At 59.1% G+C, this 25584-nt stretch carries 15 protein-coding genes; 6 read left to right on the top strand and 9 right to left on the bottom strand.

The window, feature by feature from the left end:
- Positions 1 to 6 precede the first annotated feature (6 nt).
- On the bottom strand, positions 7 to 2481 hold the full coding sequence (locus tag ABTV22_RS13975; RefSeq protein ID WP_433740977.1) for a UvrD-helicase domain-containing protein: 2475 nt from the start codon (positions 2479 to 2481) through the stop codon (positions 7 to 9).
- Positions 2482 to 2758: 277 nt separating this feature from the next.
- On the opposite strand from ABTV22_RS13975, the gene ABTV22_RS13970 reads away from it, so the two are divergent.
- A complete protein-coding gene (locus tag ABTV22_RS13970; protein WP_433740976.1) occupies positions 2759 to 3454 on the top strand; it encodes a pirin family protein in 696 nt (231 codons plus the stop codon).
- Positions 3455 to 3659: 205 nt separating this feature from the next.
- Here ABTV22_RS13970 and pgm read toward each other — a convergent pair whose 3' ends face one another.
- The 4 genes from pgm to ABTV22_RS13950 form a co-directional block, all read right to left on the bottom strand.
- Positions 3660 to 5306: a phosphoglucomutase (alpha-D-glucose-1,6-bisphosphate-dependent) gene (gene pgm / locus ABTV22_RS13965; protein WP_433740975.1), complete on the bottom strand. Its 1647-nt coding sequence runs from the start codon at positions 5304 to 5306 to the stop codon at positions 3660 to 3662.
- A 125-nt stretch (positions 5307 to 5431) separates the two neighbouring features.
- Positions 5432 to 6832, bottom strand: coding sequence for a PLP-dependent aminotransferase family protein (locus ABTV22_RS13960; protein ID WP_433740973.1), 1401 nt, complete (start codon positions 6830 to 6832; stop codon positions 5432 to 5434).
- A 55-nt stretch (positions 6833 to 6887) separates the two neighbouring features.
- A complete protein-coding gene (locus tag ABTV22_RS13955) occupies positions 6888 to 8366 on the bottom strand; it encodes a hypothetical protein (protein WP_433740972.1) in 1479 nt (492 codons plus the stop codon).
- Between the two features lie 557 nt (positions 8367 to 8923).
- Positions 8924 to 9946, bottom strand: coding sequence for a zinc-dependent alcohol dehydrogenase family protein (locus ABTV22_RS13950; RefSeq protein ID WP_433740970.1), 1023 nt, complete (start codon positions 9944 to 9946; stop codon positions 8924 to 8926).
- 269 nt (positions 9947 to 10215) lie between these two features.
- Here ABTV22_RS13950 and ABTV22_RS13945 point away from each other — a divergent pair, with 269 nt between their 5' ends.
- The 4 genes from ABTV22_RS13945 (at position 10216) to ABTV22_RS13930 (ending at position 17905) form a co-directional block, all read left to right on the top strand.
- The gene (locus tag ABTV22_RS13945) at positions 10216 to 11130 is read left to right on the top strand and encodes a LysR family transcriptional regulator (RefSeq protein WP_433740968.1); all 915 of its coding nucleotides are present in this window, start codon (positions 10216 to 10218) and stop codon (positions 11128 to 11130) included.
- Positions 11131 to 11978: 848 nt separating this feature from the next.
- Positions 11979 to 13232 carry a multidrug efflux RND transporter periplasmic adaptor subunit MexE gene (gene mexE, locus ABTV22_RS13940; protein WP_433740966.1) on the top strand — a complete coding sequence of 418 codons (1254 nt, stop codon included), beginning with the start codon at positions 11979 to 11981 and terminating at the stop codon, positions 13230 to 13232.
- 15 nt (positions 13233 to 13247) lie between these two features.
- Positions 13248 to 16436: an efflux RND transporter permease subunit gene (locus tag ABTV22_RS13935; RefSeq protein WP_433740964.1), complete on the top strand. Its 3189-nt coding sequence runs from the start codon at positions 13248 to 13250 to the stop codon at positions 16434 to 16436.
- Positions 16436 to 17905: an efflux transporter outer membrane subunit gene (locus ABTV22_RS13930; RefSeq protein WP_433740962.1), complete on the top strand. Its 1470-nt coding sequence runs from the start codon at positions 16436 to 16438 to the stop codon at positions 17903 to 17905. Before ABTV22_RS13935 ends, ABTV22_RS13930 begins: the two co-directional genes overlap by 1 nt.
- A 474-nt stretch (positions 17906 to 18379) precedes the next feature.
- Here the strand turns inward: ABTV22_RS13930 and ABTV22_RS13925 are convergent, their stop codons facing one another.
- Complete coding sequence (locus tag ABTV22_RS13925) at positions 18380 to 19990, bottom strand: ArnT family glycosyltransferase (RefSeq protein ID WP_433741398.1); 1611 nt, start codon at positions 19988 to 19990, stop codon at positions 18380 to 18382.
- A 385-nt stretch (positions 19991 to 20375) separates the two neighbouring features.
- On the opposite strand from ABTV22_RS13925, the gene ABTV22_RS13920 reads away from it, so the two are divergent.
- On the top strand, positions 20376 to 21938 hold the full coding sequence (locus tag ABTV22_RS13920; RefSeq protein ID WP_433740960.1) for an ArnT family glycosyltransferase: 1563 nt from the start codon (positions 20376 to 20378) through the stop codon (positions 21936 to 21938).
- A 296-nt stretch (positions 21939 to 22234) separates the two neighbouring features.
- Here the strand turns inward: ABTV22_RS13920 and ABTV22_RS13915 are convergent, their stop codons facing one another.
- The 3 genes from ABTV22_RS13915 to ABTV22_RS13905 are packed head-to-tail and all read right to left on the bottom strand — an operon-like array spanning position 22235 to position 25533.
- Complete coding sequence (locus tag ABTV22_RS13915; protein ID WP_433740959.1) at positions 22235 to 23200, bottom strand: biotin/lipoyl-binding protein; 966 nt, start codon at positions 23198 to 23200, stop codon at positions 22235 to 22237.
- Between the two features lie 4 nt (positions 23201 to 23204).
- A complete protein-coding gene (locus tag ABTV22_RS13910) occupies positions 23205 to 23405 on the bottom strand; it encodes a DUF1656 domain-containing protein (protein WP_433740957.1) in 201 nt (66 codons plus the stop codon).
- Positions 23395 to 25533 carry an FUSC family protein gene (locus ABTV22_RS13905; protein ID WP_433741396.1) on the bottom strand — a complete coding sequence of 713 codons (2139 nt, stop codon included), beginning with the start codon at positions 25531 to 25533 and terminating at the stop codon, positions 23395 to 23397. The genes ABTV22_RS13910 and ABTV22_RS13905 overlap by 11 nt, the downstream gene beginning before the upstream one ends.
- Between the last annotated feature and the right edge of the window lie 51 nt (positions 25534 to 25584).

The following is a 25584-nucleotide window of genomic DNA, read 5'->3' as shown; positions in this document are numbered from 1 at the left end:
CCTCATTCACGCCGATGCCTTGCTTTGACGGTGATCGGCAAAAAACGCCTTGCCCGTGCCGATCCGATCAGAGGCCTTGGGCAGGTTGGCAGCCTGGGTGTCCTGCCCGTCCACATACCAGTAGCAATGACTCACTGCCCGTGTAATGCCCACATACGCCAGGCGCAGGATTTCGTCTTTCTGTGCATTGTCATACGGCTCGCTGTCACCTGCCTTGCCAAGACCTGCCATGCGGTATACCTGATTCTTGTAAGGCGAGCTGGTCAGGTGCTGGCAATCGCCCAACAGGAATACGGCGTCGGCCTGCAGGCCCTTGGCGCTGTGGTAGGTCAATTGCTTCAGGCGCCGGGCTTCACGGGGCAAGCTAGAATCAACATTAACTACAGGCATAATATGCTCTTGAATCAATGACTTATCGCTACTTTTTCGATAAAGCATCAAGATCGAATCGCCCTTTTGGTAGTGTTCGATCAGGCGCTTGGCCAAGCCTTGATCGTCTCGATCGAGCACATTGACCGGCAGCAAATCCTTGGGCTCACCGCTGGCCTTGGCCTTCTTGCCGGCAATCGCCGGGGCGGCGCGAACGATGTGTTCGGCGGCGTCGATGATGTACTGATGGCTGCGGTAGTTGTCGCTGAGCATGACCTTGGTAGTGCTCGGCGAAGAGAATTCCTTGTTGAACTCCATGAAATAGCTCGGCGAACTGCCGCGCCAGCCGTAAATCGATTGCCAGTCGTCCCCGACGCAAAGCAACGAAGATCGCTGGGCTCCACGCCCCACGTGCATCGCTGGGCCGCGACTGCGGATTTCCGTCAGGCTGGCGCGAATCCACGAGACGATCTGTGGCGAGACATCCTGGAACTCGTCGATCATCAAATGCGACAGCGGCCGCAGCAGCTCGTCGCTGAGCAGTTTGAGGTTCTCCGGCGAATGCTCGCTGAACAGGGCGAACATTCGGTTGTAGGTCATGATCGGTGGCTTCTGGTCGAGCAAATGATCTTCCAGCGCTCGCCAGAACAGGCTCAGGGCCTCGAAGAAAAACCGGTCCGGGTCGTCCTTGGCGAAACTCATCTGGCTGACGGCGTTCGGCACATCCAGACCGAGGTTCTCGATAAACCCGGCGGCTGCGACAAAGCAGTCCAGCAACGGCGCGGACGCCAGTTCGCCCTTGACCTTGTAATCGAAGCCCGGCCCGGCGTTGGCATCACCTGCCAGTGATGCCAGAACGCGCCTTGATGATTCGTAACTATCCAACCATATCAATGGCTTACGACAGAAAGCTTGAAACAGGGTGCGCTTCACTGCCCATTCGGCGCGCACCGTGAGCTTGGCATTCGGGCGGGTAACTTGAGGGTTTTCCCGGGGGTCGAACCCCAGCACCACCCAGGCGTCCAGAGACGGAATGTAGCCGTGGCAATGGAATGTCGAGCCATTGATATCGAAGGTCTGGCGCTTGGGCTCGATGCCTTTGATGGGCCACGCCTTGGCACGAATCCACAAATCCTCAATGGTGTCGCAAAGTTCTTCGTCGCGTTTGGCCGCCAGTTCGGTCACCGCCACGCGTTTCTGCACATCGGGGTGATCCCGTTCCAGCTCCTTGAGCTGCAGGGCATGGCGTGACAATGGCTTGATCAATTCCCGAAAGCGCTCATCGCGGGTATGCAAGGCGTGATAGCAGGCATTGAGTTGTTGGCGCTGGGCATCGTTGATCCGCAGGTCGAACGGATTACTGTCGGCCTCCTCGTCACCTTTTACAGGGTTCAGGCTGAGGTTTTCGAAGGCTTGCAGGCGTTCGAAGCCCGGCAGGCTGCGAACCATTGGTAATATCCGCGAGTGGAAGGTGCGCACCAGATCCCGCGCCTCCTTGAAGCTGAGCACCCGTTCCCACAGTGCAAAGATCTCGATCAGTTTGTTGATGAAGTCCTTGCGCGACTCCCGAGTGAAAGTCACCACGGTCATCGAACTCAATTCAAAGCCCAGGTAATGCGCCAGCAATACAATGCGCAACACCAGCGTCGTCGATTTACCCGCCCCCGCGCCGGCGATCACCGAGGTCGAGGGCGTGTCGCTGAAGATCATCTTCCATTGGGCCGCGCTGGGTTGGGCATGCGCCGGCAACCGTCGCGCAACGTCGGCCTTCATGCGCTTTTTCAGTTCCGGCGTCAGCGGCAGTCGCCAGTCGTCAAACAGGTGATCATCGATGGAGGGCGGTCGATGCTCGGTTGAGCGCGAGTCGCGTATCAGCAGCACCTGCCGACCTTCTTCCAGTCCTTCGAGCTTGCCTTCCTTGTAGCCGTACTCCACCCCGGCGGTGTGCCCACTACGGAAGCCATCCGCCTGGCCGTGCAGCCAGGATGCCCTGTGTTGTGCACGCAGGCGCGTCAAGCCATGGCCAAAGAAACGGGCGGCCAGGCGCTTGAGCAGCGGCATCTCGGCCAGTGGACGAAGTTCAGGCGGCAGATCGGGGGTGTGTTGCGACACGCGGACGGACTCCAGGGTGTGAGGCTGTTGGGGGTATGGTGTCTGCATTTGCCGCTGAGTACTAGTGAAATGCTTATGACTCATTGGCTTATGGACTAAATTGAAGGTTGGTTGAGAGTATTTCGAGCTGCTTTATATCAGCCGTTTCGATCGTTATAAGGCATTTTTTACGCTTTTTATCGATCGTTACCTGTCGGATGATGCCCGTCATCAACCACCGGTCTCGCTTCATGGTTCAGGCGCTCTGCCCCATGACGAACCTTTTCAGGAGACGATCATGCTTGAACTCAGACCTTTCAACTCGCTCGGTGGTGCTCACCACGGCTGGTTGGATGCCCACCACCATTTTTCGTTCGCCGAGTACTACGACCCTGCGCGCATGAACTGGGGAAACCTGCGGGTTTGGAACGATGACGTGATCGCTCCGGGCACCGGTTTCCCTCAGCACCCGCACCGGGACATGGAAATCATCACCTATGTGCGTGAAGGTGCGATCAGTCACCAGGACAACCTGGGCAACAAAGGGCGTACCGAGGCCGGTGATGTTCAGGTCATGAGTGCCGGGACCGGCATCGCCCACAGTGAATACAACCTGGAGGCGACGCCGACCAAGATCTTCCAGATCTGGATCATCCCCAACGAGACCGGCCTGGCACCGTCCTGGGGGGCCAAGCCGTTCCCCAAAGGGCAGCGCGAAGGTTTCGTGACCCTGGCCAGCGGCAAGGCCGGTGACGATCAAAGCCTGCGCATTCGCGCCGATGCGCGGCTGGTGGCGGCCAACCTCAAGGCCGGCGAAAGCGCTGAGTATCACCTCGACAGCGGCCGTCGTGCCTACCTGGTACCGGCCACCGGTGTCATTGAGGTCAATGGCTTGCGGGCACAAGCTCGCGACGGGATTGCTGTTGCCCAAGAACAGGTGTTGCGGGTGACGGCGATTGAAGACAGTGAAATCGTGTTGGTGGATCTGGCTTGACCCAGTAAATGCCGGGCAAAAAAAGGGGCGACCGTAATGGTCGCCCTTTTTTGTTCAGCACATTGTGGTGAGGGGATTCATCCCCGCTCGGCTGCGAAGCAGTCGTAAATCTGCATCCGCGCAGAACCAGGAAACCCGTGTGCGCCGATTTTGGGGTCGCTTCGCAACCCAACGGGGATAAATCCCCTCGCCACAGCTCCCTCAATCACTTCGCCGAAATCGCGCCATCCACCAGCGTTTGCGCCTCAGCCACCAACTGCTTCAAATGCTCATCGCTGATGAAGCTTTCCGCATAGATCTTGTAGATGTCCTCGGTGCCCGACGGACGCGCCGCGAACCAGCCGTTCTCGGTCATGACCTTCAGGCCGCCGATGGCCTGATCGTTACCTGGGGCGTGGCTGAGAATGCTCTGGATCGTTTCGCCTGCCAGTTCGGTCGAAGTGACCTGATCCGGCGACAGTTTGCTCAGCAAGGCTTTCTGCTGCGGATTGGCCTTGGCGTCGACGCGCACCGAGAACGGTTCGCCCAGTTCGTCAGTCAACGCACGATAGGCCTGGCTTGGATCGCGACCGGTACGCGCGGTCATTTCAGCCGCCAGCAAGGCCGGGATCAGGCCGTCCTTGTCGGTGCTCCAGACACCGCCGTCCTTGCGCAAGAACGAAGCACCGGCGCTTTCCTCGCCGCCAAAGCCCAGGGAACCGTCAAACAGACCATCGGCAAACCACTTGAAGCCCACCGGTACTTCGTACAGCCGGCGACCCAGGCGCTTGGCAACGCGATCGATCAGACCGCTGCTGACCACGGTCTTGCCCACGGCGGCATCAGCGCGCCAGTGCGGACGGTTCTGGAACAGGTAGTCGATGGACACCGCCAGGTAATTGTTCGGCGCCAGCAGCCCGCCCGACGGGGTGACGATGCCGTGACGATCGTGGTCCGGGTCGCAGGCAAATGCCACGTCGAAACGCTCTTTCAGGCCGATCAGGCCCTGCATGGCATGCGTGGAGGATGGGTCCATGCGGATCTGGCCGTCCCAGTCGACGGTCATGAAACGGAAGGTCGAATCCACCGCTTTGTTCACGACATCCAGATCCAGACGGTAGTGCTCGGCAATCGCCGACCAGTAGCGCACCCCTGCTCCGCCCAACGGGTCGACACCCAGGCGCAGCTTGGCGTCACGAATGGCATCGAAGTCGATCACGTTGATCAGATCGGCAACGTAGGTGTTCACATAATCGTGGCGATGGGTGGTGCTGGCCTTGAGAGCCTTCTCGTAGCTGATGCGCTTGACGCCGGCGAGTTTGTGGGCCAGCAACTCGTTGGCCTTGGCTTCGATCCACTTGGTGATATGGGTATCGGCCGGACCACCGTTGGTAGGGTTGTATTTGTAGCCACCGCTTTGCGGCGGGTTGTGGGACGGCGTGATGACAATGCCGTCGGCCAGGCCCGAGGTGCGTCCGCGGTTGTAGCAGAGAATCGCATGGGAAACGGCCGGGGTCGGCGTGTACTCGTCGCCTTCGGCAATCATTACCGTCACGCCGTTGGCGGCCAGCACTTCCAGGGCGCTGGCGCCCGCCGGCGTGGACAGCGCGTGGGTGTCGATACCGACGAACAGCGGACCATCGATGCCTTGGGCCTCGCGATACAGGCAGATCGCCTGGCTGATCGCCAGGACGTGCCATTCGTTGAAACTCAGGTCGAAGGAGCTGCCTCGATGCCCGGACGTACCAAAAGCCACGCGTTGGGTCGAGATGTCGGCATCAGGCTGGCCGGTGTAATACGCCGTTACCAGTCGCGGGATGTCGACCAACAATTCTGCCGGTGCCGGTTTACCCGCAAAATGACTGAGTGTCATGCAAAACCTCTGGAATAGAGTGGTTCAGGAATTGAAACGCAGTTTACTGGCAGTTTGACCGCCGCGCGACGTTATCGATCCTGTTGCCCCTCAAGCGCGATGTTATAAAACCCGGACAGGCCTGCTCAATCGATCAACTCCAGGCGTAACGCATCCCCCAACAACCCCAGAGCGGTGGCAAGGTCGTGATCACTGCCGAAGCTGTGACTCAGGCGCATATGTTGTGCGTGCAGTCCCTGGAGACTGAACAGCTCACCCGGCGCGACCACGACCTGGTGCTTGAGCAGGCGCTGGTACACCCGGTGCACATCGACCCGGCGCAAGGAGCGCACCCAGACCGTGGCGCCCCCCTCGGGATCGACGAACTGCAGGGCATCACTCATTCGCTCGCCCAGCAGATCAATCATCTGCGTCTTGCTGTCCTTGAGCCGGCGTCGCAGCACTTGCAGGTGCTGGTCGATACGGCCATTGCTGTACAGACGGGCAATGGCTTTCTGGCGGATGGGTGAAAGACGGAAGGCGCGCAGCAAAAACTGTCGCTGCCATTGGGCACTCAGATGGCGCGAGAGCAGATAACCGTACGGGGCCTCGGGGCCGATGACTTTTTCAAAGGTTGAAAACACCATCAGTCGTTCCGGGTCCAGCAGGTCGCGAAAACGCAGACCGTCGGGTTCGAACCCCAACTCGCCGTAACAGTCGTTTTCCAGCACCCAGCAGTCATGACGGCTCAGCAATCGCGCCACAATTTCTCGGTCGTCGTCCGACGCCTGGCTGCCATGGGGCATGTTCACCCCAGATGACACCATCACCAGGCGCACCGACTCGGCTTCCAGCAGCTCCTCGAGACGTTCGTGATGCAAGCTGCCATTGGCCAGCAGCGACCACTCGATGACCCGTACGCCGGCACTGCGCAAGAGGCGCAATATCGCCCAGTCGCATGGCGACTCGACAATCACCGTAGCGTCCTTGAGATCTAACACCGCGATCAGCATTTCCAGCACCCCGCGAAGGTCCGCTCCGATGTAAACGTCATCGGCATGCCAGCATCGCACGGGCGACGTGGTGTAACGGGCTGCCAATGCCAAGCGCAGCTCCCATTCGCCACAAGGTTGCGAGTTCGGTTGCGGCTGGCGTGGGTACTGGCGCAACAGCTCTCGTTCCAAGAGTAGCAATGGGCTGTCAATCGGCTGCGACAAGGCCGGGTCATCGCTGCTGAGCACCAACATCCCAGGCCGGCGAGCATTGACATAGACACTTTCCAGCAGGTCATTGCCACAGTAGAGCGTGCTGATGGCGGGTGCGGGCCACGCGTAATAACCGGACTTGGCGACCGAGTACACCCGCCCTTCTTTCTCCAATAATGAGTACGCGTATTGAATGGTCGAAATCGACACATTCAAGCGTTCAGCCAGCTGGCGCAATGAGGGCAAGCGCACGTGCTCCTCACCGGCGGACTCGCCAATCAGATTGATCAGGTAACGGTAAACCGCCTGGTAGGCAAAATCGGTTTCACGGGGTCCTTTCATGGCAAGGGATCCTGGACGTGAGATGGCCCGTCACTTGACGTCAAGGCAATCACTGTCAACGACCTGCTGACCATTCACCCGGCATGCAGGGATCGTCATTGCCGGTTTCCATGTCCGGATCGCTGCTTGCCGATTCGACCGCCCTGCTCTGACTCACCGGCACCGGCGCAGTGAGATAAAGCTTTCTGAGCAGGTTGATCGGCAAACCACTGACGTCCACCATCCATTGCATGATCTGCTCTGCAACAGGCTTGCCCTGCAGAGCCCGGTGCAACTCCGGCAGCGCTACCAGCATGCCGGGATGGCAATGGCGCAGGAAGCGCTTAAGGTTCGAGGCCTGCCTTCCAAAAGGTGCAAACAGCAGGCACACCCACTGTGCCTCGTTCAGGCCAAAACTGCGGTGCGCCTCCGCCGCGGCCCGGGCACGCAACTCTGCCAGCGTGCCCGGATTGCCAAACGCCTCCACGGCCTGTTCGCACAGGCGCTCCGGCAATTGCTTGCGGCGCATCATCACCAACGCCCGCTGCAGGTACTCGGCGACGCCCAATTCATAGGTCCGACCTTGTACGAAGCTCGATTGTAGCCCGCGCAGGTGCGCCGAAACCGGGAGGCTGACGTATTCGTTATCACTGAGCTGCGCCGCCAACTCGTCGGACTGGAAGCCGAGAAACTCGGTGAGCAATGGCCAGCGCTCCTCCAGATTGCCCACCAGCATGTCGTGGATGTCGATGTGTGTCGCACGACGGCAGGTTTCAAACTGGTCGACCGGACGCCAAGGCGCTTGGTTGCCCTCGCTGTAAAACCGTTCGTAGCCTTCACGGCCCAATTCGTCGAGCAGCGTGAACAACCCTGCGTAGCCTGGCTCATGGTGTTTGGAGACCTCCAGCCCACTCTTGGCGGCCGCGCGCCTCAATCCCTCGATGAACTGTTTCTGCTGCCTTGGTGAGTCGTTGCTGAGCAAGGCATCGACGCCGTGATTCCAACGAGAGATCTGCCCATAGAACTCGCCGGTAACCAGATAGCCGTCATCCCATAGATCAAGCGGCGCCTCCCAGGCCCGACGATGCCCCAGCATCAGCAGGTTCGTGCGGTTGGCTTCGCGCCCGGCCTGGGAAATCGGTGCTGTGTGATCGAACGGCAGTACTTCCCGGTTTTCGACCATCAGGACTTCAGCCCGCGGATCGTCATAAATGAACAACGCGTTGTAGCTGCGATGGATGTTGTCCAGCGCCGTCGGGTTGCTGTCGTTCAGGCGCAAGGTCGCTACCCGCAATCGGAATGTCGCCGGTGATCGGGTGGCAATGGTCAGTTGTGCGGCGCGCAGCAACGCCAGTGCGTAGCAACTGTCACGAGAGCCTGTCTGGATCGCCAGTACCTTGAACTCACCGATGCGCTCCATCCCCCCGGCGGCGACACCCAGGCGCTGAATCAACAATTGCAGTGCAGTGCGTTCGGCACGGGAAAAGAAACTCAGCAATCGCTGCAGCACTTGTTGGTAGACATTGTTCATCGCTTGGTCATGGATGCTGGTCATCGTTATTTACCTGATGCTCGAAAGTTCGATATTGCGCAAACAACCGTACGCACAGCGCAGGGAATTGCCTGGATATGATCTGAAGATAGAATTTTATGGCTGGATGCTAACACTTAAGTTTTCAGGCCAACATTCGAGGTGCCGCATAGGTTCCGGCACCCTGAGTACGTGCGGGGCACCGTAAACGCCCGGACTTAACGGCTTGTTGCGAACAAGGCCTACATCCTAGGAAATGTCCGACAACGTCCCACGGATGTTTAATACAAGAAATAAAGAAAGAAGTTGCCGATATTGGTTTTGCAACGACACAAGAGTGCGCGGCTTTCTGAATGTATAACTGTAAAGCGCATCGAAAAGTATCGATCGGATACCCACCCATGACTCATTCCTTGAGATGAAAGTAATCATCCAATTATCAGGGCTGAGTTGCGCAATAGAAGCTACAGATAGCGCGCAAAAACCAGTTCAGTTGCTGGTTATGCCCCTATGCGCAATGTGCTGAATACGAAAGAGTCCGTGTGAAACGGACTCTTAGAGGAGGGATTTGGAGGGGGCAATCAGGCCGGTTCGACCTGCAGGGCGACGCGTTCGCGGCAAGGACATTCGCCCATGTAGCGATGCGCTTCGACAAACTCGGTAAACGGGAAGACCCGAGTCTTGAGCGGCAGCAGAACGCGGTCAGCGGTCAGCTGGTTGATGTCACGCAGGGCACGTTGCAGTGCGACCTGATCCTGGATGATGCCCAGTTCCGGCTTACCGGTGAAGTTACCGATGCAATGCACGAAGAACTGAATGTTCTTCTGGAATGCCGCGCAGGCCGGGAATGGCGTCTGGTTGCCACCTTGCAGGCCGTACAGGACCAGGCTGCCGCGCGGTGCCAGCACATCGCCGAGCAGCGACATCTGCGGTCCGCCCAGGCCATCGAACACCACGTCCACGCCGCGGTTATCGGTGATCTTGTTGATCCGCATCAGCAGATCTTCTTCTTCGGTGACGATGACTTTTTCGGCACCCAGCGACAGCAAGTATTCACGCTCTTGCTCCGTCTTGGTGGCGGCAATCACCCGCACGCCCAGGGCTTTACCCAGTTGCACGAACGATGGACCGGCGCAGTGACTGGCGTCAGTCACCAGAGCAAATTGCCCGGGTTTGACCCGCGCAAGATCGATGTAGGCAAAGTAGGCAATCAATAGCGGTGTGTAATGCACGGCCGCTTCAATCGAGCTGAGCACATCCGGATAGCGGGTCAATGATGAGCGCGGCAACACGATCTGCTCGCCGTAGACGGGATAGTCGTTCGGGCTTTCGGCCGGGAAACTGGCGACCTTGTCACCGACGGCCAAGTCATCGACGCCTTCACCAACGGCGGTAACGATACCGGCCATTTCCTGGCCAAGACCCGATGGCAGACGGGCATGGGAGGATGCCAGGTTCTGACGCCAGAGTACGTCGTACCAACTGATGCCAATGGCTTCGACGCGCACCTGCACTTCGCCCGGTGCAGGCAGAGCCGCCGCATGCTCTTCGCATTTGAGCACCTCGGCTGGACCAAACTTGTGAAAACGGATCGTGCGGGACATCGCAAACCTCGCCAATGAAACCTCTAATGCCATGAACTTTAGCTGGGCTTTCAACCCAACACTATCAGTGGCTATTAATAGTCGACATGCCTGTCATTGATTCAGCGGCATCGGCAACATCACCTGAAACCGTACGAAACTGAAGCTTCCTTTGTGGGAAAACTGAATTACTCGGTGCAGAGTACCAGCCTTTCCCCGTAATATTCCTGCTGGCCATTGTTCTCATATGGCCGCTCACGTCAAGTTTGCTGACTCTGCCAGGACTCCAGATGAATCGTAATGACCTGCGTCGTGTCGACCTGAACCTGTTGATCGTATTCGAAACCCTGATGCACGAACGCAGCGTGACTCGCGCTGCGGAGAAGCTGTTCCTGGGTCAGCCGGCCATCAGTGCCGCGCTCTCGCGCCTGCGCGGGTTGTTTGATGATCCGTTGTTTGTGCGCACCGGCCGCAGCATGGAGCCGTCCGCACGGGCCGTGGAGATCTTCGCCCTGCTCTCGCCGGCGCTGGATTCGATTTCCACCGCGGTCAGTCGTGCGGCGGAATTCGACCCGGCCACCAGCACCGCGGTGTTTCGCATCGGTTTGTCAGATGACGTCGAATTCGCCCTGCTGCCGATGCTGCTCAAGCGCTTGCGCGCCGAGTCCCCCGGGATTGTGTTGGTAGTGCGGCGGGTTAATTACATCTTGATGCCGAGCTTGTTGGCATCGGGGGAAATTTCCATTGGCGTCAGCTACACCACCGACCTGCCGGCCAACGCCAAACGCAAGGTACTGCGCCGCAGTTCACCGAAAGTATTGCGCGCCGACAGCATGCCGGGGGCCTTGAGCCTCGATGATTTCTGCGCACGACCCCATGCGCTGGTGTCGTTCGCCGGTGACCTCAGCGGTTTTATCGATGAAGAGCTGGAAAAACTCGGGCGCAAGCGCCACGTGGTCCTCGCCGTGCCGCAATTCAACGGCCTGAGCACCCTGCTCTCCGGCACCGACATTGTCGCCACCGTGCCGGACTATACGGCCGATGCGTTGACCGCAGCCGGTGGCGTACGGGCCGAAGATCCACCGTTGCCGGTGCGCAGCTTTGAACTGCACATGGCGTGGCGTGGGTCGCAGGATAACGATCCTGGAGAACGTTGGTTGCGCTCGCGGATTCAGATGTTCTTCGGCGATCCCGACAGCCTCTAAACCCTGCAGGAGCTGCCGCAGGCTGCGATCTTTTGATTCTGAACAACAAGGTCAAAAGATCGCAGCCTGCGGCAGCTCCTACACGGGGTGCATACCGGCCTCGCTCGGTGCTTCTTACAACCCATTTCCATCAGGCCCATCGATTGGCGCCTTGCAGAGGTTCTTCGAAAACCCGCACAAACCCCGTAGGAGCTGCCGCAGGCTGCGATCTTTTGATCCTGAACGACAAAGTCAAAAGATCGCAGCCTTCGGCAGCTCCTACACGGGGTGCATACCGGCCTCGCTCGGTGCTTCTTACAACCCATTTCCATCAGCCCCGTTAATTGGCGCGTTGCAGAGGTTCTTCGAAAACCCGCACAAACCCTGCAGGAGCTGCCGCAGGCTGCGATCTTTTGATCCTGAACGACAAAGTCAAAAGATCGCAGCCTTCGGCAGCTCCTACACGGAGTGCATACCGGTCTCGCGCGGTGCTTCTTACAACCCATTTCCATCAGGCCCATCGATTGGCGCCTTGCAGATGTTCTTCGGGGATCCCGACAGCCTCTAAACCCTGCAGGAGCTGCCGCAGGCTGCGATCTTTTGATTCTGAACAACAAGGTCAAAAGATCGCAGCCTTCGGCAGCTCCTACACGGGGTGCATACCGGTCTCGCTCGGTGATTCTTACGACCAGGGAACAACAGAATTTCCATCATTGTCATTGATCAAAACCTGATCAAAGGTGCAGGCTAGAGGGCTAGCTCGGCTCTCCTATCATTCCGAATGATAGTTACCTTCGCCCCGTTCGATTCGTGCGATATCCGCCCGCCGAGCATCATTCGCCAATCTCAATACATTGGCGGATGCATCCATGGAACAGTCACTCAAACATTTGCGCTTCCCGTTGGCTCTGTTGGCCGTGGTGGTGATCAGCGCATGCGGCAAGGCGCCCGAAACCGCCGGTGCCCCGCCTGCCGCCAAGGTCAGCGTGGCCAAGGTACTGGAACAACCGGTCAACGAGTGGGATGAGTTCACCGGGCGTCTTGAGGCGCCAGAAACCGTAGAGATTCGTCCACGGGTTTCAGGCCAGATCGATGAAGTGGCGTTCACCGAAGGCGCGCTGGTCAAAAAAGGTGACCTACTGTTCCAGATCGACCCCCGTCCGTTCCAGGCCGAGGTCCGCCGCCTTGAAGCGCTGGTCGCCCAGGCCCGCGCCAATGCTACCCGCAGCGAAAACGAAGCCCAGCGCGGCGAGCGTCTGCGCACCAGCAACGCGATTTCCGCTGAGCTGGCCGATTCGCGCACCAGTGCTGCCCAAGAAGCCCGCGCCGCTGTCGGCGCCCTTCAAGCGCAGCTCGACCTGGCCAAATTGAACCTGAGTTTCACCCGCGTCACCGCGCCCATCAGCGGTCGCGTCAGCCGTGCCGAAATCACTGCCGGCAACCTGGTCACCGCCGACACTACGCCACTGACCAGCGTCGTTTCGACCGACAAGGTCTACGCCTACTTCGACGCTGACGAGCGTGTGTTCCTCAAGTACACCCAGCTCGCCCGCCAGGGTAAACGTGGCGCCACCACGCCGGTGTACATGGGCCTGTCGAATGAAGACGGCAACCCGCACCTGGGCCAGATGAACTTCATCGACAACGCGGTCAACCCCAAGACCGGCACCATCCGCGGTCGCGCCGTGTTCGACAACAGCGATGGCAGCTACACCCCGGGCCTGTATGCACGCCTGAAACTGGTGGGCAGTGGCACCTACAACGCCATGCTGATCAACGATGAAGCGGTCGGCACTGACCTTGGCAAGAAGTTCGTGCTGGTGATGGATGCCGACAACAAGACGGCTTATCGAGCAGTCGAGCTGGGTCCGAAAATCGAAGGTCTGCGCATCGTGCGCAATGGCCTGAGCAAGGACGACACCGTCATCGTCAAGGGTCTGCAACGGGTCCGCCCCGGCTCGCCAGTCAGCCCCGAAGTGATCCCGATGGCCAGCGAGCAAACCCTCGCGGCTCTTGCACAACAACGACAAGCGCTGGAAGCCAGCAACCTGCCACAAGTCGCGCCTGCCAAGGTTGCGCCGGGCACGGCTGTGAAACTGGCTGCTGCGACCCCACGCGGTTAAGGGATAACGACTCCGATGAATTTTTCCCAGTTCTTCATTACACGGCCGATCTTTGCAGCGGTTTTATCGCTGCTGATCCTGATCGCCGGTTCCATCTCGCTGTTCCAGCTGCCGATCAGCGAATACCCGGAAGTGGTGCCGCCGACCGTGGTGGTCCGCGCCAACTTCCCGGGTGCCAACCCCAAAGTCATCGGTGAAACCGTGGCCGCTCCCCTGGAGCAAGCCATTACCGGCGTCGAGAACATGCTGTACATGTCCTCGCAGTCCACCGCCGACGGCAAGATCACCCTGACCATCACCTTTGCCCTGGGTACCGACCTGGACAACGCCCAGGTGCAGGTGCAGAACCGCGTGACCCGCACAGAGCCCAAGCTTCCCGAGGAAGTGACGCGCATCGGTATCACCGTGGACAAGGCGTCGCCCGACCTGACCATGGTCGTGCACTTGACCTCGCCGGACAAACGCTACGACATGCTCTACCTGTCCAACTACGCGATCCTGAACATCAAGGATGAGCTGGCGCGCCTCGGTGGTGTCGGTGACGTGCAACTGTTCGGCATGGGCGATTACTCGCTGCGGGTCTGGCTCGATCCGAACAAAACCGCGTCGCGTAACCTGACCGCGACCGATGTCGTGAGCGCCATCCGCGAGCAGAACCGCCAGGTGGCCGCCGGTCAACTGGGCGCGCCACCGGCGCCGAATGCCCAGAGCTTCCAACTGTCGATCAACACTCAGGGTCGCCTGGTGTCCGAGGAAGAGTTCGAGAACATCATCATTCGCGCAGGCGACAACGGTGAAATCACGCGCCTGAAGGACATCGCCCGCGTCGAGCTGGGTTCCAGCCAATACGCTCTGCGTTCATTGCTGAACAATCAGCCGGCCGTGGCCATCCCGATCTTCCAGCGCCCGGGTTCCAACGCCATTGAAATTTCGAACGAAGTTCGCGGCAAGATGGAAGAGCTGAAGAAGAACTTCCCGCAAGGCATGGACTACAGCATCGTCTATGACCCAACGATCTTTGTGCGCGGCTCCATCGAGGCGGTGGTTCATACCCTCTTCGAAGCGCTGATCCTCGTGGTGCTGGTGGTGATCCTGTTCCTGCAAACCTGGCGCGCCTCGATCATTCCGTTGGTGGCGGTGCCGGTCTCCTTGATCGGTACGTTTGCCGTGATGCATTTGTTCGGCTTTTCGCTCAATGCCCTGTCGCTGTTCGGGCTGGTACTGGCCATCGGTATCGTGGTCGACGATGCGATCGTGGTGGTCGAGAACGTCGAGAGAAACATCGAGCTGGGTCTCGAACCAATGGCCGCCACCAAAAAAGCCATGGGTGAAGTGACCGGTCCGATCATCGCCACGGCGCTGGTGCTCTGTGCGGTGTTTGTCCCGGCGGCCTTCATCTCTGGTCTGACTGGACAGTTCTACAAGCAGTTCGCCCTGACCATCGCCATTTCGACGGTGATCTCGGCCTTCAACTCGCTGACCCTGTCGCCAGCCCTCGCGGCCGTGTTGCTCAAGGGCCACGATGCACCCAAAGACCGTTTCTCCAAAGTACTGGACAAGATCTTCGGTGGCTGGCTGTTCCGTCCGTTCAACCGTTTCTTTGAAAAAGCCAGCCATGGTTATGTCGGCACCGTGCGCCGGGTCATCCGCAGCAGCGGCATCGCCCTGCTGCTGTATGCAGGCCTGATGGTGCTGACCTTCTTCGGTTTCTCCAGCACGCCGACCGGTTTCGTACCAGGCCAGGACAAGCAATACCTGGTGGCGTTTGCGCAACTGCCGGACGCCGCGAGCCTGGACCGCACCGAAGACGTGATCAAGCGCATGTCCGACCTGGCACTCAAGCAGCCAGGTGTGGAAAGCGCCGTGGCCTTCCCGGGCCTGTCGATCAACGGTTTCACCAACAGCCCGAACGCCGGCATTGTGTTCGTGACCTTGAAGCCGTTCGATGAGCGTAAGGACCCGAGCATGTCCGCAGGGGCCATTGCCGGTGCCTTGAACGGCCAGTACGCCAACATCCAGGAAGCCTACATGGCGATCTTCCCACCGCCGCCGGTTCAGGGCTTGGGTACGATTGGTGGTTTCCGCCTGCAAATCGAAGACCGGGGCAACCTGGGCTACGACGAGCTGTACAAGCAAACCATGAACATCATTGCCAAGAGCCACAACGTGCCGGAACTGGCCAACCTGTTCACCAGCTACACCGTGAACGTGCCGCAGGTTGAAGCCGCCATCGACCGCGAGAAAGCCAAGACCCACGGCGTGGCCGTCAGCGACATCTTCGACACCCTGCAGATCTACCTGGGTTCGCTGTATGCCAACGACTTCAACCGCTTCGGTCGTACCTATCAGGTCAACGTTCAGGCTGAGCAACAGTTCCGCCTCGAATCCGACCAGATCGGCCAGCTGAAAGTACGCAACAACAAGGGCGAGATGATCCCGTTGGCGACCTTCATCAAGGTCAGCGATACCTCGGGGCCGGACCGCGTGATGCACTACAACGGCTTCATCACCGCTGAAATCAACGGTGCGGCAGCCCCCGGCTACAGCTCCGGCCAGGCCGAACAAGCCATCGAGAAACTGCTCAAGGAAGAACTGCCTAACGGCATGACCTACGAATGGACCGACCTGACCTACCAGCAGATTCTGTCCGGCAACACTGCGCTGTTCGTGTTCCCGCTCTGCGTCCTGCTGGCGTTCCTGGTGCTCGCGGCGCAGTACGAAAGCTGGAGCCTGCCACTGGCGGTGATCCTGATTGTCCCGATGACCTTGCTGTCGGCCATTACCGGTGTGATTGCTTCCGGTGGCGACAACAACATCTTTACCCAGATCGGTTTGATCGTACTGGTGGGGCTTGCCTGTAAGAACGCGATTCTGATCGTCGAGTTCGCCAAGGATAAACAGCAGGAAGGCCTCAACCCGCTGGCGGCGGTACTGGAAGCTTGCCGCTTGCGTCTGCGGCCGATCCTGATGACCTCCTTCGCGTTCATCATGGGTGTGGTGCCCCTGGTGTTCTCCAGCGGTGCCGGTGCCGAAATGCGTCACGCCATGGGTGTGGCGGTGTTCTCCGGGATGCTCGGGGTGACCTTCTTCGGCCTGCTGCTGACGCCAGTGTTCTATGTACTGATCCGTAACTTTGTCGAGCGCGGTGAAGCGCGCAAGGCAGCCAAAGCGCTGAAACTGGCCTCGCAACTGGAGTCGCATTGATGAGTCTTAAAGCCTTTCTGCCGAGCCTGCTGGTAGTGGCGCTGAGCGCCTGTGCCGTCGGCCCGGACTACAAGACCCCAGCCACGGAGCCGGCCAACATCACCACGGCTACTGACGGTGCGGCCGGCCAGAAGAACTTCGACCGATCGCGCTTCGAACGCGTCTGGTGGCAACAATTCGAAGACCCGACCCTCAACCAGTTGGTCACCGAATCGCTCAAGGGCAACCGTGACCTGCGTGTCGCCTTCGCCCGCTGGAAAGCGGCGCGGGCGATCCGCGATGACGTCAGCAACGACGCCATGCCGACAGTGACCAGCCGGGTCAGCAGTGACTTGGGCAAGGGGCAAATCCCCGGTGAAACCACTAAGCGGGTCAACAGCGAGCGCTATGACCTGGGCCTGGACATGGCGTGGGAGATCGACTTGTTTGGCCGCATCCAGCGCAATCTGGAATCGGCGGACGCCGAGCAGCAGGCATTTGAAGCCGATCTGTATCAACTGCAAGTGACAATGATCGCCGAACTGGTCGACGCCTACGGACAGTTACGAGGAGCGCAGTTGAGGGAAAAGATCGCCCTGGCCAACCTGCAAAACCAGCAGGAATCGCGCAAGATCACCATCAGCCTGCGTGATGCCGGCGTGGGCGATCAGCTCGATGTGGAACGCGCCGACGCCCGTCTGGCCTCGGTCGAAGCCAGCGTGCCGCAGTTGCAGGCCGAGCAGGTCCGGCAGAAAAACCGCATCGCCACTTTGCTGGGTGAGCGCCCGGACAAATTGACCGTGGACCTGAGCCCGAAAGACTTGCCGGCGATTGCCAAGGCCTTGCCGATCGGTGATCCGGGCGAGCTCCTTCAACGGCGTCCGGACATTCTCAGCGCCGAACGCAAACTGGCCTCGGCCACGGCGCGCATTGGCGTGGCCAAGGCTGACCTGTTTCCACGGGTGAGCCTCAGCGGGTTCCTCGGCTGGACCGCCAGCCGTGGTTCGCAGATCGGCTCTTCGGCAGCCAATGCCTGGGCGCTGGGCCCAAGCATCACTTGGGCGGCATTCGACTTGGGTAGCGTGAAAGCCCGCATCCGCGGTGCCGACGCCGATGCCGAAGGCGCGCTGGCGACCTACGAGCAGCAAGTGCTGTTGGCCCTGGAAGAGTCGGAAAACGCTTTCAGTGACTACAACAAGCGCCAACAGCGTTTGATTTCTCTGATTCGCCAGAGTGAATCGAGCCGCTCGGCCGCCGATCTCGCCGAGATCCGTTACCGCGAAGGTACTGCCGACTTCCTCGTGTTGCTGGACGCCCAGCGTGAGCGCCTGGCGGCGGAAGACACCCAGGCCCAGGCCGAAGTCGATCTGTATCGCGGCATCGTCGCCATCTACAAGGCCTTGGGTGGCGGTTGGCAACCGGAGACGGTCGCCCGTAGGAGCGAGCATGCTCGCGAAAAACCCGAGGGCGCCGTGGGGCATCTGATTTAACGCATTATCGCTCACGACCATCGTCGGAACGCCTCCCAGACCAAGGCAGAGCTCCTTTGGTTGGTCGCAACCAACCAATTTTTTGGCCCCGCGTCTCATTCGGTCGCGGGGCTTTTTTTTGCGACGCCGCAAAACACTGCCAATCCCTGTGGGAGCAACTGTCTTCACCCTGTCATTGATCACCGCCACTCGGTGCCATCTCGCATCATGGCATTCACCCTGCTCAGTAGGAGCGAGGCTTGCCCGCGAAGAACGATAACGCGATCTGTCTGATACACCGCGTTATCGTTTTTCGCGGGCAAGCCTCGCTCCTACAGGGGAAGCAGCGGCAACGATAAATCCTTGTGGGAGCGGGCTTGCCCGCGATGACGGTGTGTCAGGCGCCATTGATGTTGGATGTGCGGGCCTCATCGCGGGCAAGCCTCGCTCCCACAGGTTTTTGTGTCGAGCAGAGGACCATTCAGGCACCAAGCATCAAGGCGCAAGACGCAGCAGCACGTAGTCATCTTTGTCAAAGCGGCCACTCAACACCGGTGCCAGTGACTCGGCCTGTGATGATGGGAGTTTGCGGTAAGACTCCTGACTCATGACGATGTAGGCAGGCGCTTTGACAGCCGCCAGTTGCTCGGGTGTCTCGGTGAAGATCGGCCGAACGTCGGTATCTGTATTGACCATGAACTTGATTGCCTTCGCGTCCTTGCCCATGCCATGCAGCACCACCGGCATGGAATCACTGTTCATCCGCTCAAGAACCGCTCGAGAAAACTGGCGGGTGTCATACATGCCACGTTGAATGGGTTCAACGTACAGGATGAAGACCGACCACACAGCCAGCACCGCACAACACGCAAGTCCTGGCACTCTCAAATGTGCTTTGAACACCGAGCCCAATGCGGCTACCTGCAAGAAAATCAGCAGCCCAAGGACCAAACCGATGGAGGGCAATGAATCCGGCAGCCGATGATGCGCAATCAACACAACACCGAACATCACGCCAGGCAGCACTAGCCAGAGCCCTTGTATCAGCAGTCTCAAACCGGCAAACACTCGACCACTCGCTGCCTGGAACGGATAAGCCGCGACAATGGCTGCCATCGGCAACATCGGCAACACATAGCGAGCTTTTTTAGCCTGTGGAATCGAAAGTCCGACCAACACGATCAAGCCGGCAGCCACGCAAAACATCATCAGTCGCCATTGCGGCCCGCGATTACTTCTATCACCGGCTAGAACGCCAACCAATGTCAGTAAGGCCAGGGGATAAGCCACCGCGTAATTGCCCAGGGAGCTGGTGACGTAAAACAACGCATTACTGGAGCCTTCGCTACCATCAATGCGCCCTGTCACCTGCATGCGAATGACATCGCGCACAAAGGCTGCGTCGCCGCTGATATCGGCCAGCCACAAAATCAAACCGATACAAATGACCAGCAGCGCCAGGGCAACCACACCAAAGCTGAACATCCGCCGGTATTGACCGCTGAACAGGTAGTAACTGCATAACATGCCGGTAGGCACGATCAGGCCGATCGGCCCACGAATGGCAAAGCCCAGCACCAACAAGGTAAATAACCCAACCAGACGCCGGCGTGCATTGAAGTGATCGGCAGCATAAGCCAGATAAAAAGCCGCGAATGAAACCGCCGCAAGCATCAGGTCCAGCGATACGGCCCTTACCTCAGTGATGAACGTCACACTCAGCAGCATCAACGCGATGCTGACCAGCGCCCACTTTATTGAGTACGGCGCGAGCAGGCGATACATGAGCGTGACGATCACCGCTGCGGCAATCGAGGAAGGCAGCCAGGCAGTGAAGCTCGTCACGTGCCCGAAAGGCATCGAAAGCAGATAGATGAAAAACGTCGACATTGCGCTGTAGTCAGCATAGGGCTCACCGTAGGTCGTGGGGAAAATGCTTGGCCCATGGCGCAGCATTTCCTGAGCGAACATCACGAACCTCGAGTCGAAGCCAATGAACGCCTGATGATTGCTCATCATCACGAACAGCAACAAAGTAAAGAGACCTAGCGCGAACGAATGCAGACGCATCGCCGTTGGCGGCTGGAGGCTTGAAGGGGAAGACATGTTGTTGATCCCTGAATTAAACGCCCGCAAGTTTGCGTTTGCTATACGTTTTCAATAACGCCGCGCTACGAACAAATTCAGGTAAATCCAATTCACCCGAGTTGACCCTATTCGGTTGCCAGCATGCGCAGTCTGTAGCGCAAAGTCTGGAGTAGCATTTGTTAAAAAGAAGTGAAAGTTTGGTGATGATAATTACATTTATGAGGCATATACCCCGACTTAAACAATAAATAAATTTCATGTTTAGAATCGCAGGACGATATCAGTCATTGAGGAAAGTACGTTTAATTCAAACTAATGGTTTGTTCGCAATCTACTGACATTATTATCACATTTCGCCAGATAGCTTTACGCTCCAACCGCGTGCGCAAAATGCGAAATAATCATGAATAAATCGTTCGTCGGCTTCTTAAAAAATGACCACGGTGCGCTGATACTTCTACTGGGCGTGTCCGCGCTGCTGCTGCTATTCGGGTTGGGAGCAAGAGAGCTTTGGGGCCCAGAAACGCGCTGGGCAAACATCGCCCTGCAGATGTTGCAATCAGGCGATTATCTCGACCCTTACCTCAAGGGCCTGCCCTATTACGACAAGCCTCTGCCTTCCTATTGGCTGATTACCGCCACTGCCCACCTGATGGGCGGTCTCGGACACTGGTCGCTGCGCCTGTCCTCAGTCGTAGCGGCCTGGCTGAGCATCTGGCTGGTCTATCTGGTCGGTCAGCAGCTATATAGCAAAGGCACTGGCCTGATTGCCGGCTGGTTTCTGGCGACGACTTTCTTTTTCGTTTTCTGGGCCAGGGTAGCCACGGCGGACATCTTGACGGTTTGCGGTGTCCTGGCCTCTGTTTGGTGGTATTGGCGCGGCCCGGACGACACGCGCCTGAGCCGGTACATCGTTTTTTTCTTGATTCTGGCACTGACGTCGCTGTTCAAAGGCTTGATCGGATTCATCCTTCCAGGGCTGTTGCTACTGCCACATCTGATTGGCGAGGGACGCTGGAAAAGCCATCTCAATGGGCGCATGTGCCTGGCCGTTCTGACGGCGGGCCTGGTCTACATGGTGCCGTTCATGCTGTCACACCGCTTCGGAGCGCCTGCTTTTGGGGAAAGCGGGCTTAGCTTGGTGTTCAGGGAAAACGTCGTTCGATTTTTCCACCCCTTCGACAACATAGGCCCGATCTATACCTACCTGCTCTATCTGCCGGTTTATACCCTGCCCTGGGCGCCGTGCTGGATACTCGGCCTGTGGGTGGCAGTCAGGAACTGGAAGCATACCGATCCCAATATTCGCTGGTTGATCTGGGGCCTGACGTTACTGTTCCTGTTCTTCACCGCCAGTGGCAGTCGGCGCAGCTACTACGTCTTGCCCCTGGTGCCATTTGCCCAACTGCTGGCCGCCTGGTGGGTTACCCGGCGAATGACCGAGCGTAAGGCAGCCGGCAAGGTCAGCGGGCCCGGTTGGACAAAGGGCATTGCCGCCGCCGCGGGACTGTTGTTCGTGATACTTGGCATTGTCTATCCCTGGACCAACGGTGGGGATGGCGGTGTCATGCAGTTTTCCCAGGATGTGCGTGCGCAAGCCATCAAGACCGCGCCGTGGAACGAATGGCGCATGGTGCTGGTGGATGTCGACAATAAGCTGCCCATGTACCTGCAAAATCATGGAGCGCCGTTCTACTACGTGGCCCCGGATTCAGACATTCCAAAAACAGGCGACAGCGCAGCATTGATGGCGTGGCTGGAAAAACAAAGTGGCCAGCCCTGGCGTCCTGAACGCACGATCATCGTGGAGCAGTACGACGACCTCAAACAATTGCCCCTGGATTATCTGACCGCCGACCATCAGTTGATCACCACCAAACCCAACAACGGCGCCCGGTTGTTTCGCACTCATGAATCCGGCAGTGCCGCGTTCATTCCCAATGTGAAAACGGCGAGCAACCCTTGAAGTGGGATGCGCCTCCGATGCAGGAGCGGGCATAGTCGGCATCGATCTTTATCTGCACCGTGGCGGCTGATAACCGGAGACGGTCGCCAGCCAGTAACCGGTTTCTACTGAGCTCCTTTGGTTGGCCGCAACCAACCAATTTTTTGCCCCGCGTATCATTCGGTCGCGGGGCTTTTTTTTGCCTGCGCAATTATCGGACAGGCCCCTGTAGGAGCTGCCGAAGGCTGCGATCTTTTGATTTTGATTTTTAAAAACAAGATCAAAAGATCGCAGCCTTCGGCAGCTCCTACAGGGGATCAGGGGGGATTTTGGGTATTGCGGGATTCCTGCACGGTTACGGTGGCGGTAGTTCCGGCGCGTAGTTTGTCCTTGCCGGCATAGTCCGCATCGATCTTTATCCGCACCGGCACGCGCTGCGCCAGTTTGACCCAGGTGTAGCTGGGGTTGATGTTGGCCAGTAAACGCCCGCCGGGCAGGTTCTCCCGGTCGGCGATGGCGAATGCGATGCTTTGCACGGTGCCGCCAAAACGCTCGCCACTCATCAATTCGATATCGACCCGATCCCCTTCCCCGATTCGCGGCAGTTTGGTTTCTTCGAAGTAACCGCTGACATAAAACGAATCGCTGTCCACCAGTGCCACCAACGGACCACCCGCCGTGGCGTAGTCGCCCTGTCGGGTCAGCAGATTGGTGACGTAGCCGCTGACCGGCGACTCGACCCGGGTGCGCTCCAGATCGTGCTCGGCCTCGGCCAATGCGGCAATGGCCAGTTGCACGTTAGCCTGAGCAAAACCCAGATTGGCCTGGTTACGCAACAAATCAGCCTGCGCCACAGACACTTCGGTACTGGATTTCTCCCATTCCTCGCCGGGGATCATCGAGCGTTCCTTGAGGGTTCGACGCCGGCGCTCCTCGCTCTGCCGTTGGCGCAGCAGCGCCTCGCTGGCAACGATGGTGGCTTCGGACTGCCCCAGTGCGGCCTTGGCCACTTCCACCGAGCGCTTGGCGTGCTCCACCGCCAGGGCGTAGCGCGAAGGATCGATTTCCAGCAGCAACTGGCCCTTCTCCACGTGCTGGTTATCCTGCACGCCGAGGTTGACGATGCGACCGGCGACATCCGCGGACAAGGTCACCACATCCGCCCGCACCCGCGCATCCCGGGTCCAGGGGGCGCGGGTGTAGTGTTCCCAGGCAAACCAGCCGAGCACGAACGCCAGTGCCACCACCGCCAGTGTCGTGAGTTGGGCAAGAATCTTCTTCAAGGCATCAGGCTCCCATCACCAGAATCAGCGTCGCGCACACGCAGGTGTACAAGGCGCCTTCGAACAAGGCCTCATGCCAGACAAACTGCAACACGCCCAGGCGCCGCAAGAGCCAGTCCAGCACCAGGAAAATCGGCAGGCCCAGCAGCAGCGCCTGGGCGATCGGCGGCAGGTAGACACCGCCTATTTCCAGATCAATGGGCAAGGGACGGCACTCCCGGTTGTGCACTCGCGGGCTCGAAGTGCCGACGGTGGCGCTCCAGGAACGACACCACGATCAACAGTGCCACGCGCATGCGAAACACCGACCACAAATGTTCATGGACGCTGGAGTGCAGCGCATCGAGTTCATCGCCCAGTGCGTGCAAGTCGCCGAGCACGTGATCGACGTCAATGTCGGATCGACCGGCCACCACTCGCCCGGTATCGCGAACGGTGGTCGATACACGGGTTTGCATCGCCGCGCTTAGCAGGACGTTGCCCTGCGACTGCTGTCTAAGCTGGTTCAAAGCGATTCCCAACGCCAGGCAACCCAGGCTGACCTGAAACAGATCCTGCGCCGCCTTGTCCGAAATCGCCGGCAACAGGCCCAGCATCATGGTCAGGCGGTCGACCATGCGGCTTTCGAAAGCAAACTGGTTTTGATCAGTGGGCGCAGTTTTGAGCAAGGCGTAGACCTGCTCGCAGTTTTCCTGATGCAAACGACGAATGCGCAACACCGGCCTGAAGGGGAAAATCAAGGCATACACACTCAAAGCCAGGGTGGCGGCGCATACGTAGGCGCCGGCAAATTCGAACCACTGGATCGCCGTGTTCTGCCCCAACCCGGTGTTCTGCGGCCCCACCATCAATAACGTGATCAGCCCAAGGCCGATCCCGGTACCGGTGGTGGGCGGGCTCGACAATCCTACGGCGACGGCATACAGCAACGGCGCCAACACCAGCGCCAACAGTTCGAAATCACTGATCATCGGCACCAGCGCGAATTGCAGGAGCGCCGAGACCACCAGCGCAATCCCCAGTCCCCTGGCAAAGCTCTGGGCGGCCAGCAGCGGACGGGGAAACGTCGCCATCAGCGAGCACAGAATGCCGGTCACGATCATCCCACCCCGGGCGCCGTCCCAGCCGGTTTCGATCCAGATCAACCCCGCCACCATCAGGGCGCAGTAGGCGCGGATAGCGTTCATCGACGCCAAGGTGAAATCCAGGTGCAGCGGGTTGGCTTGACCGCGATACAGGCTGCTGGCCTTGCGTCCACTCTGGATCGCATCGGCCAGTTCCAGAATGGTTTCCAACTGCTGCAGCATCCGCGCCTGTTCCCAACGCAACGACCAGGACAGTGAACGCAAGGTGGCTTTCAAGGGCTCGGTCAGTTGCTCGGAGCGGTAAGCCAGCGCATCGAATCGCTGTTGCAATACTGCAAACTGCCGTCGCTGCTCGGCGGACAGCGCCCGCCCCTGCCGGGCCAGTTCATCGAGAAACACCAGCTCTTCGGTGAGCAATTGCTGTATTTCAGCCGGGATCTCACCTTCCCAACGTTCGAGCAGCAACTCGCGCTGATGACGCAACGCGGTCAGCCTCGCGGTGAGCAATAACAGTTGGTTAGCGAGCAATTGCACCAGGTCATCGCAACTGCGCAAGCGCGGCGCGTCGTAATACAAATGCCGGCGTACGCCCTCCAGCGCACTGATCTGCCCGAGCAGCTGCATTTGGCGCTGGTGGAAATCCGCCTCGCTTTCCACCGTGCGTATGACGGCGCTGGCATGGGTCGCCAGCAACTTGATCACCTGATCGATGCGCGCAAAGTAATCCTTGGCCACGGCCTCCGGGCGTGCGGTCAGCAGGCTGACGACACAGACGCAGGCCACCGCCAACAGCGTCTCGGTCACACGGGTCACGGCCAGCAGGAACGTGCCGTCCTGATCGGGCACCGCCAGCAGCCCCACCACCACCGCCGTGTAGCCACTGAGTACGAAGGCCTGGGAGCTGGTGTAGCGCAACAAGGTGCCGCCGGCAGTACACAGCGCCAGCCAAAGGGACAACGTAATCAGGAAAGGCACTGGGGCCTGGGGGAAAATCGCCATGATCGCCACGGCCACGATCGCACCCACCGTGGTGCCGATCACCTGGCCAAAACTACGGGCCAGTGCCATGCCGGCCAGGGGCTGGCTGACGATGACCACGGCCATGATCGACCACTTGGGCTGCTCGAGGTCGAACAGGAAGGCCAGATACAAGGTCAGCAAGCCGGCGGTGATGGTTCTCAAGGCAAACAGCAACACCCCGGGGCCGGGGTGGATGATGGCCTTGAAGTATTGCAGCAGTGCATGCATGGACGGGCATTCGTTGATCGTCATCCAACAAGCGTAGCCACTGCATGGACG

The organism is Pseudomonas putida (assembly GCF_050990305.1).
Lineage (GTDB): Bacteria > Pseudomonadota > Gammaproteobacteria > Pseudomonadales > Pseudomonadaceae > Aquipseudomonas > Aquipseudomonas putida_AH.
The sequence above is the reverse complement of the archived record's forward strand: the minus strand, read 5'-3'. Positions and strand labels throughout refer to the sequence as shown.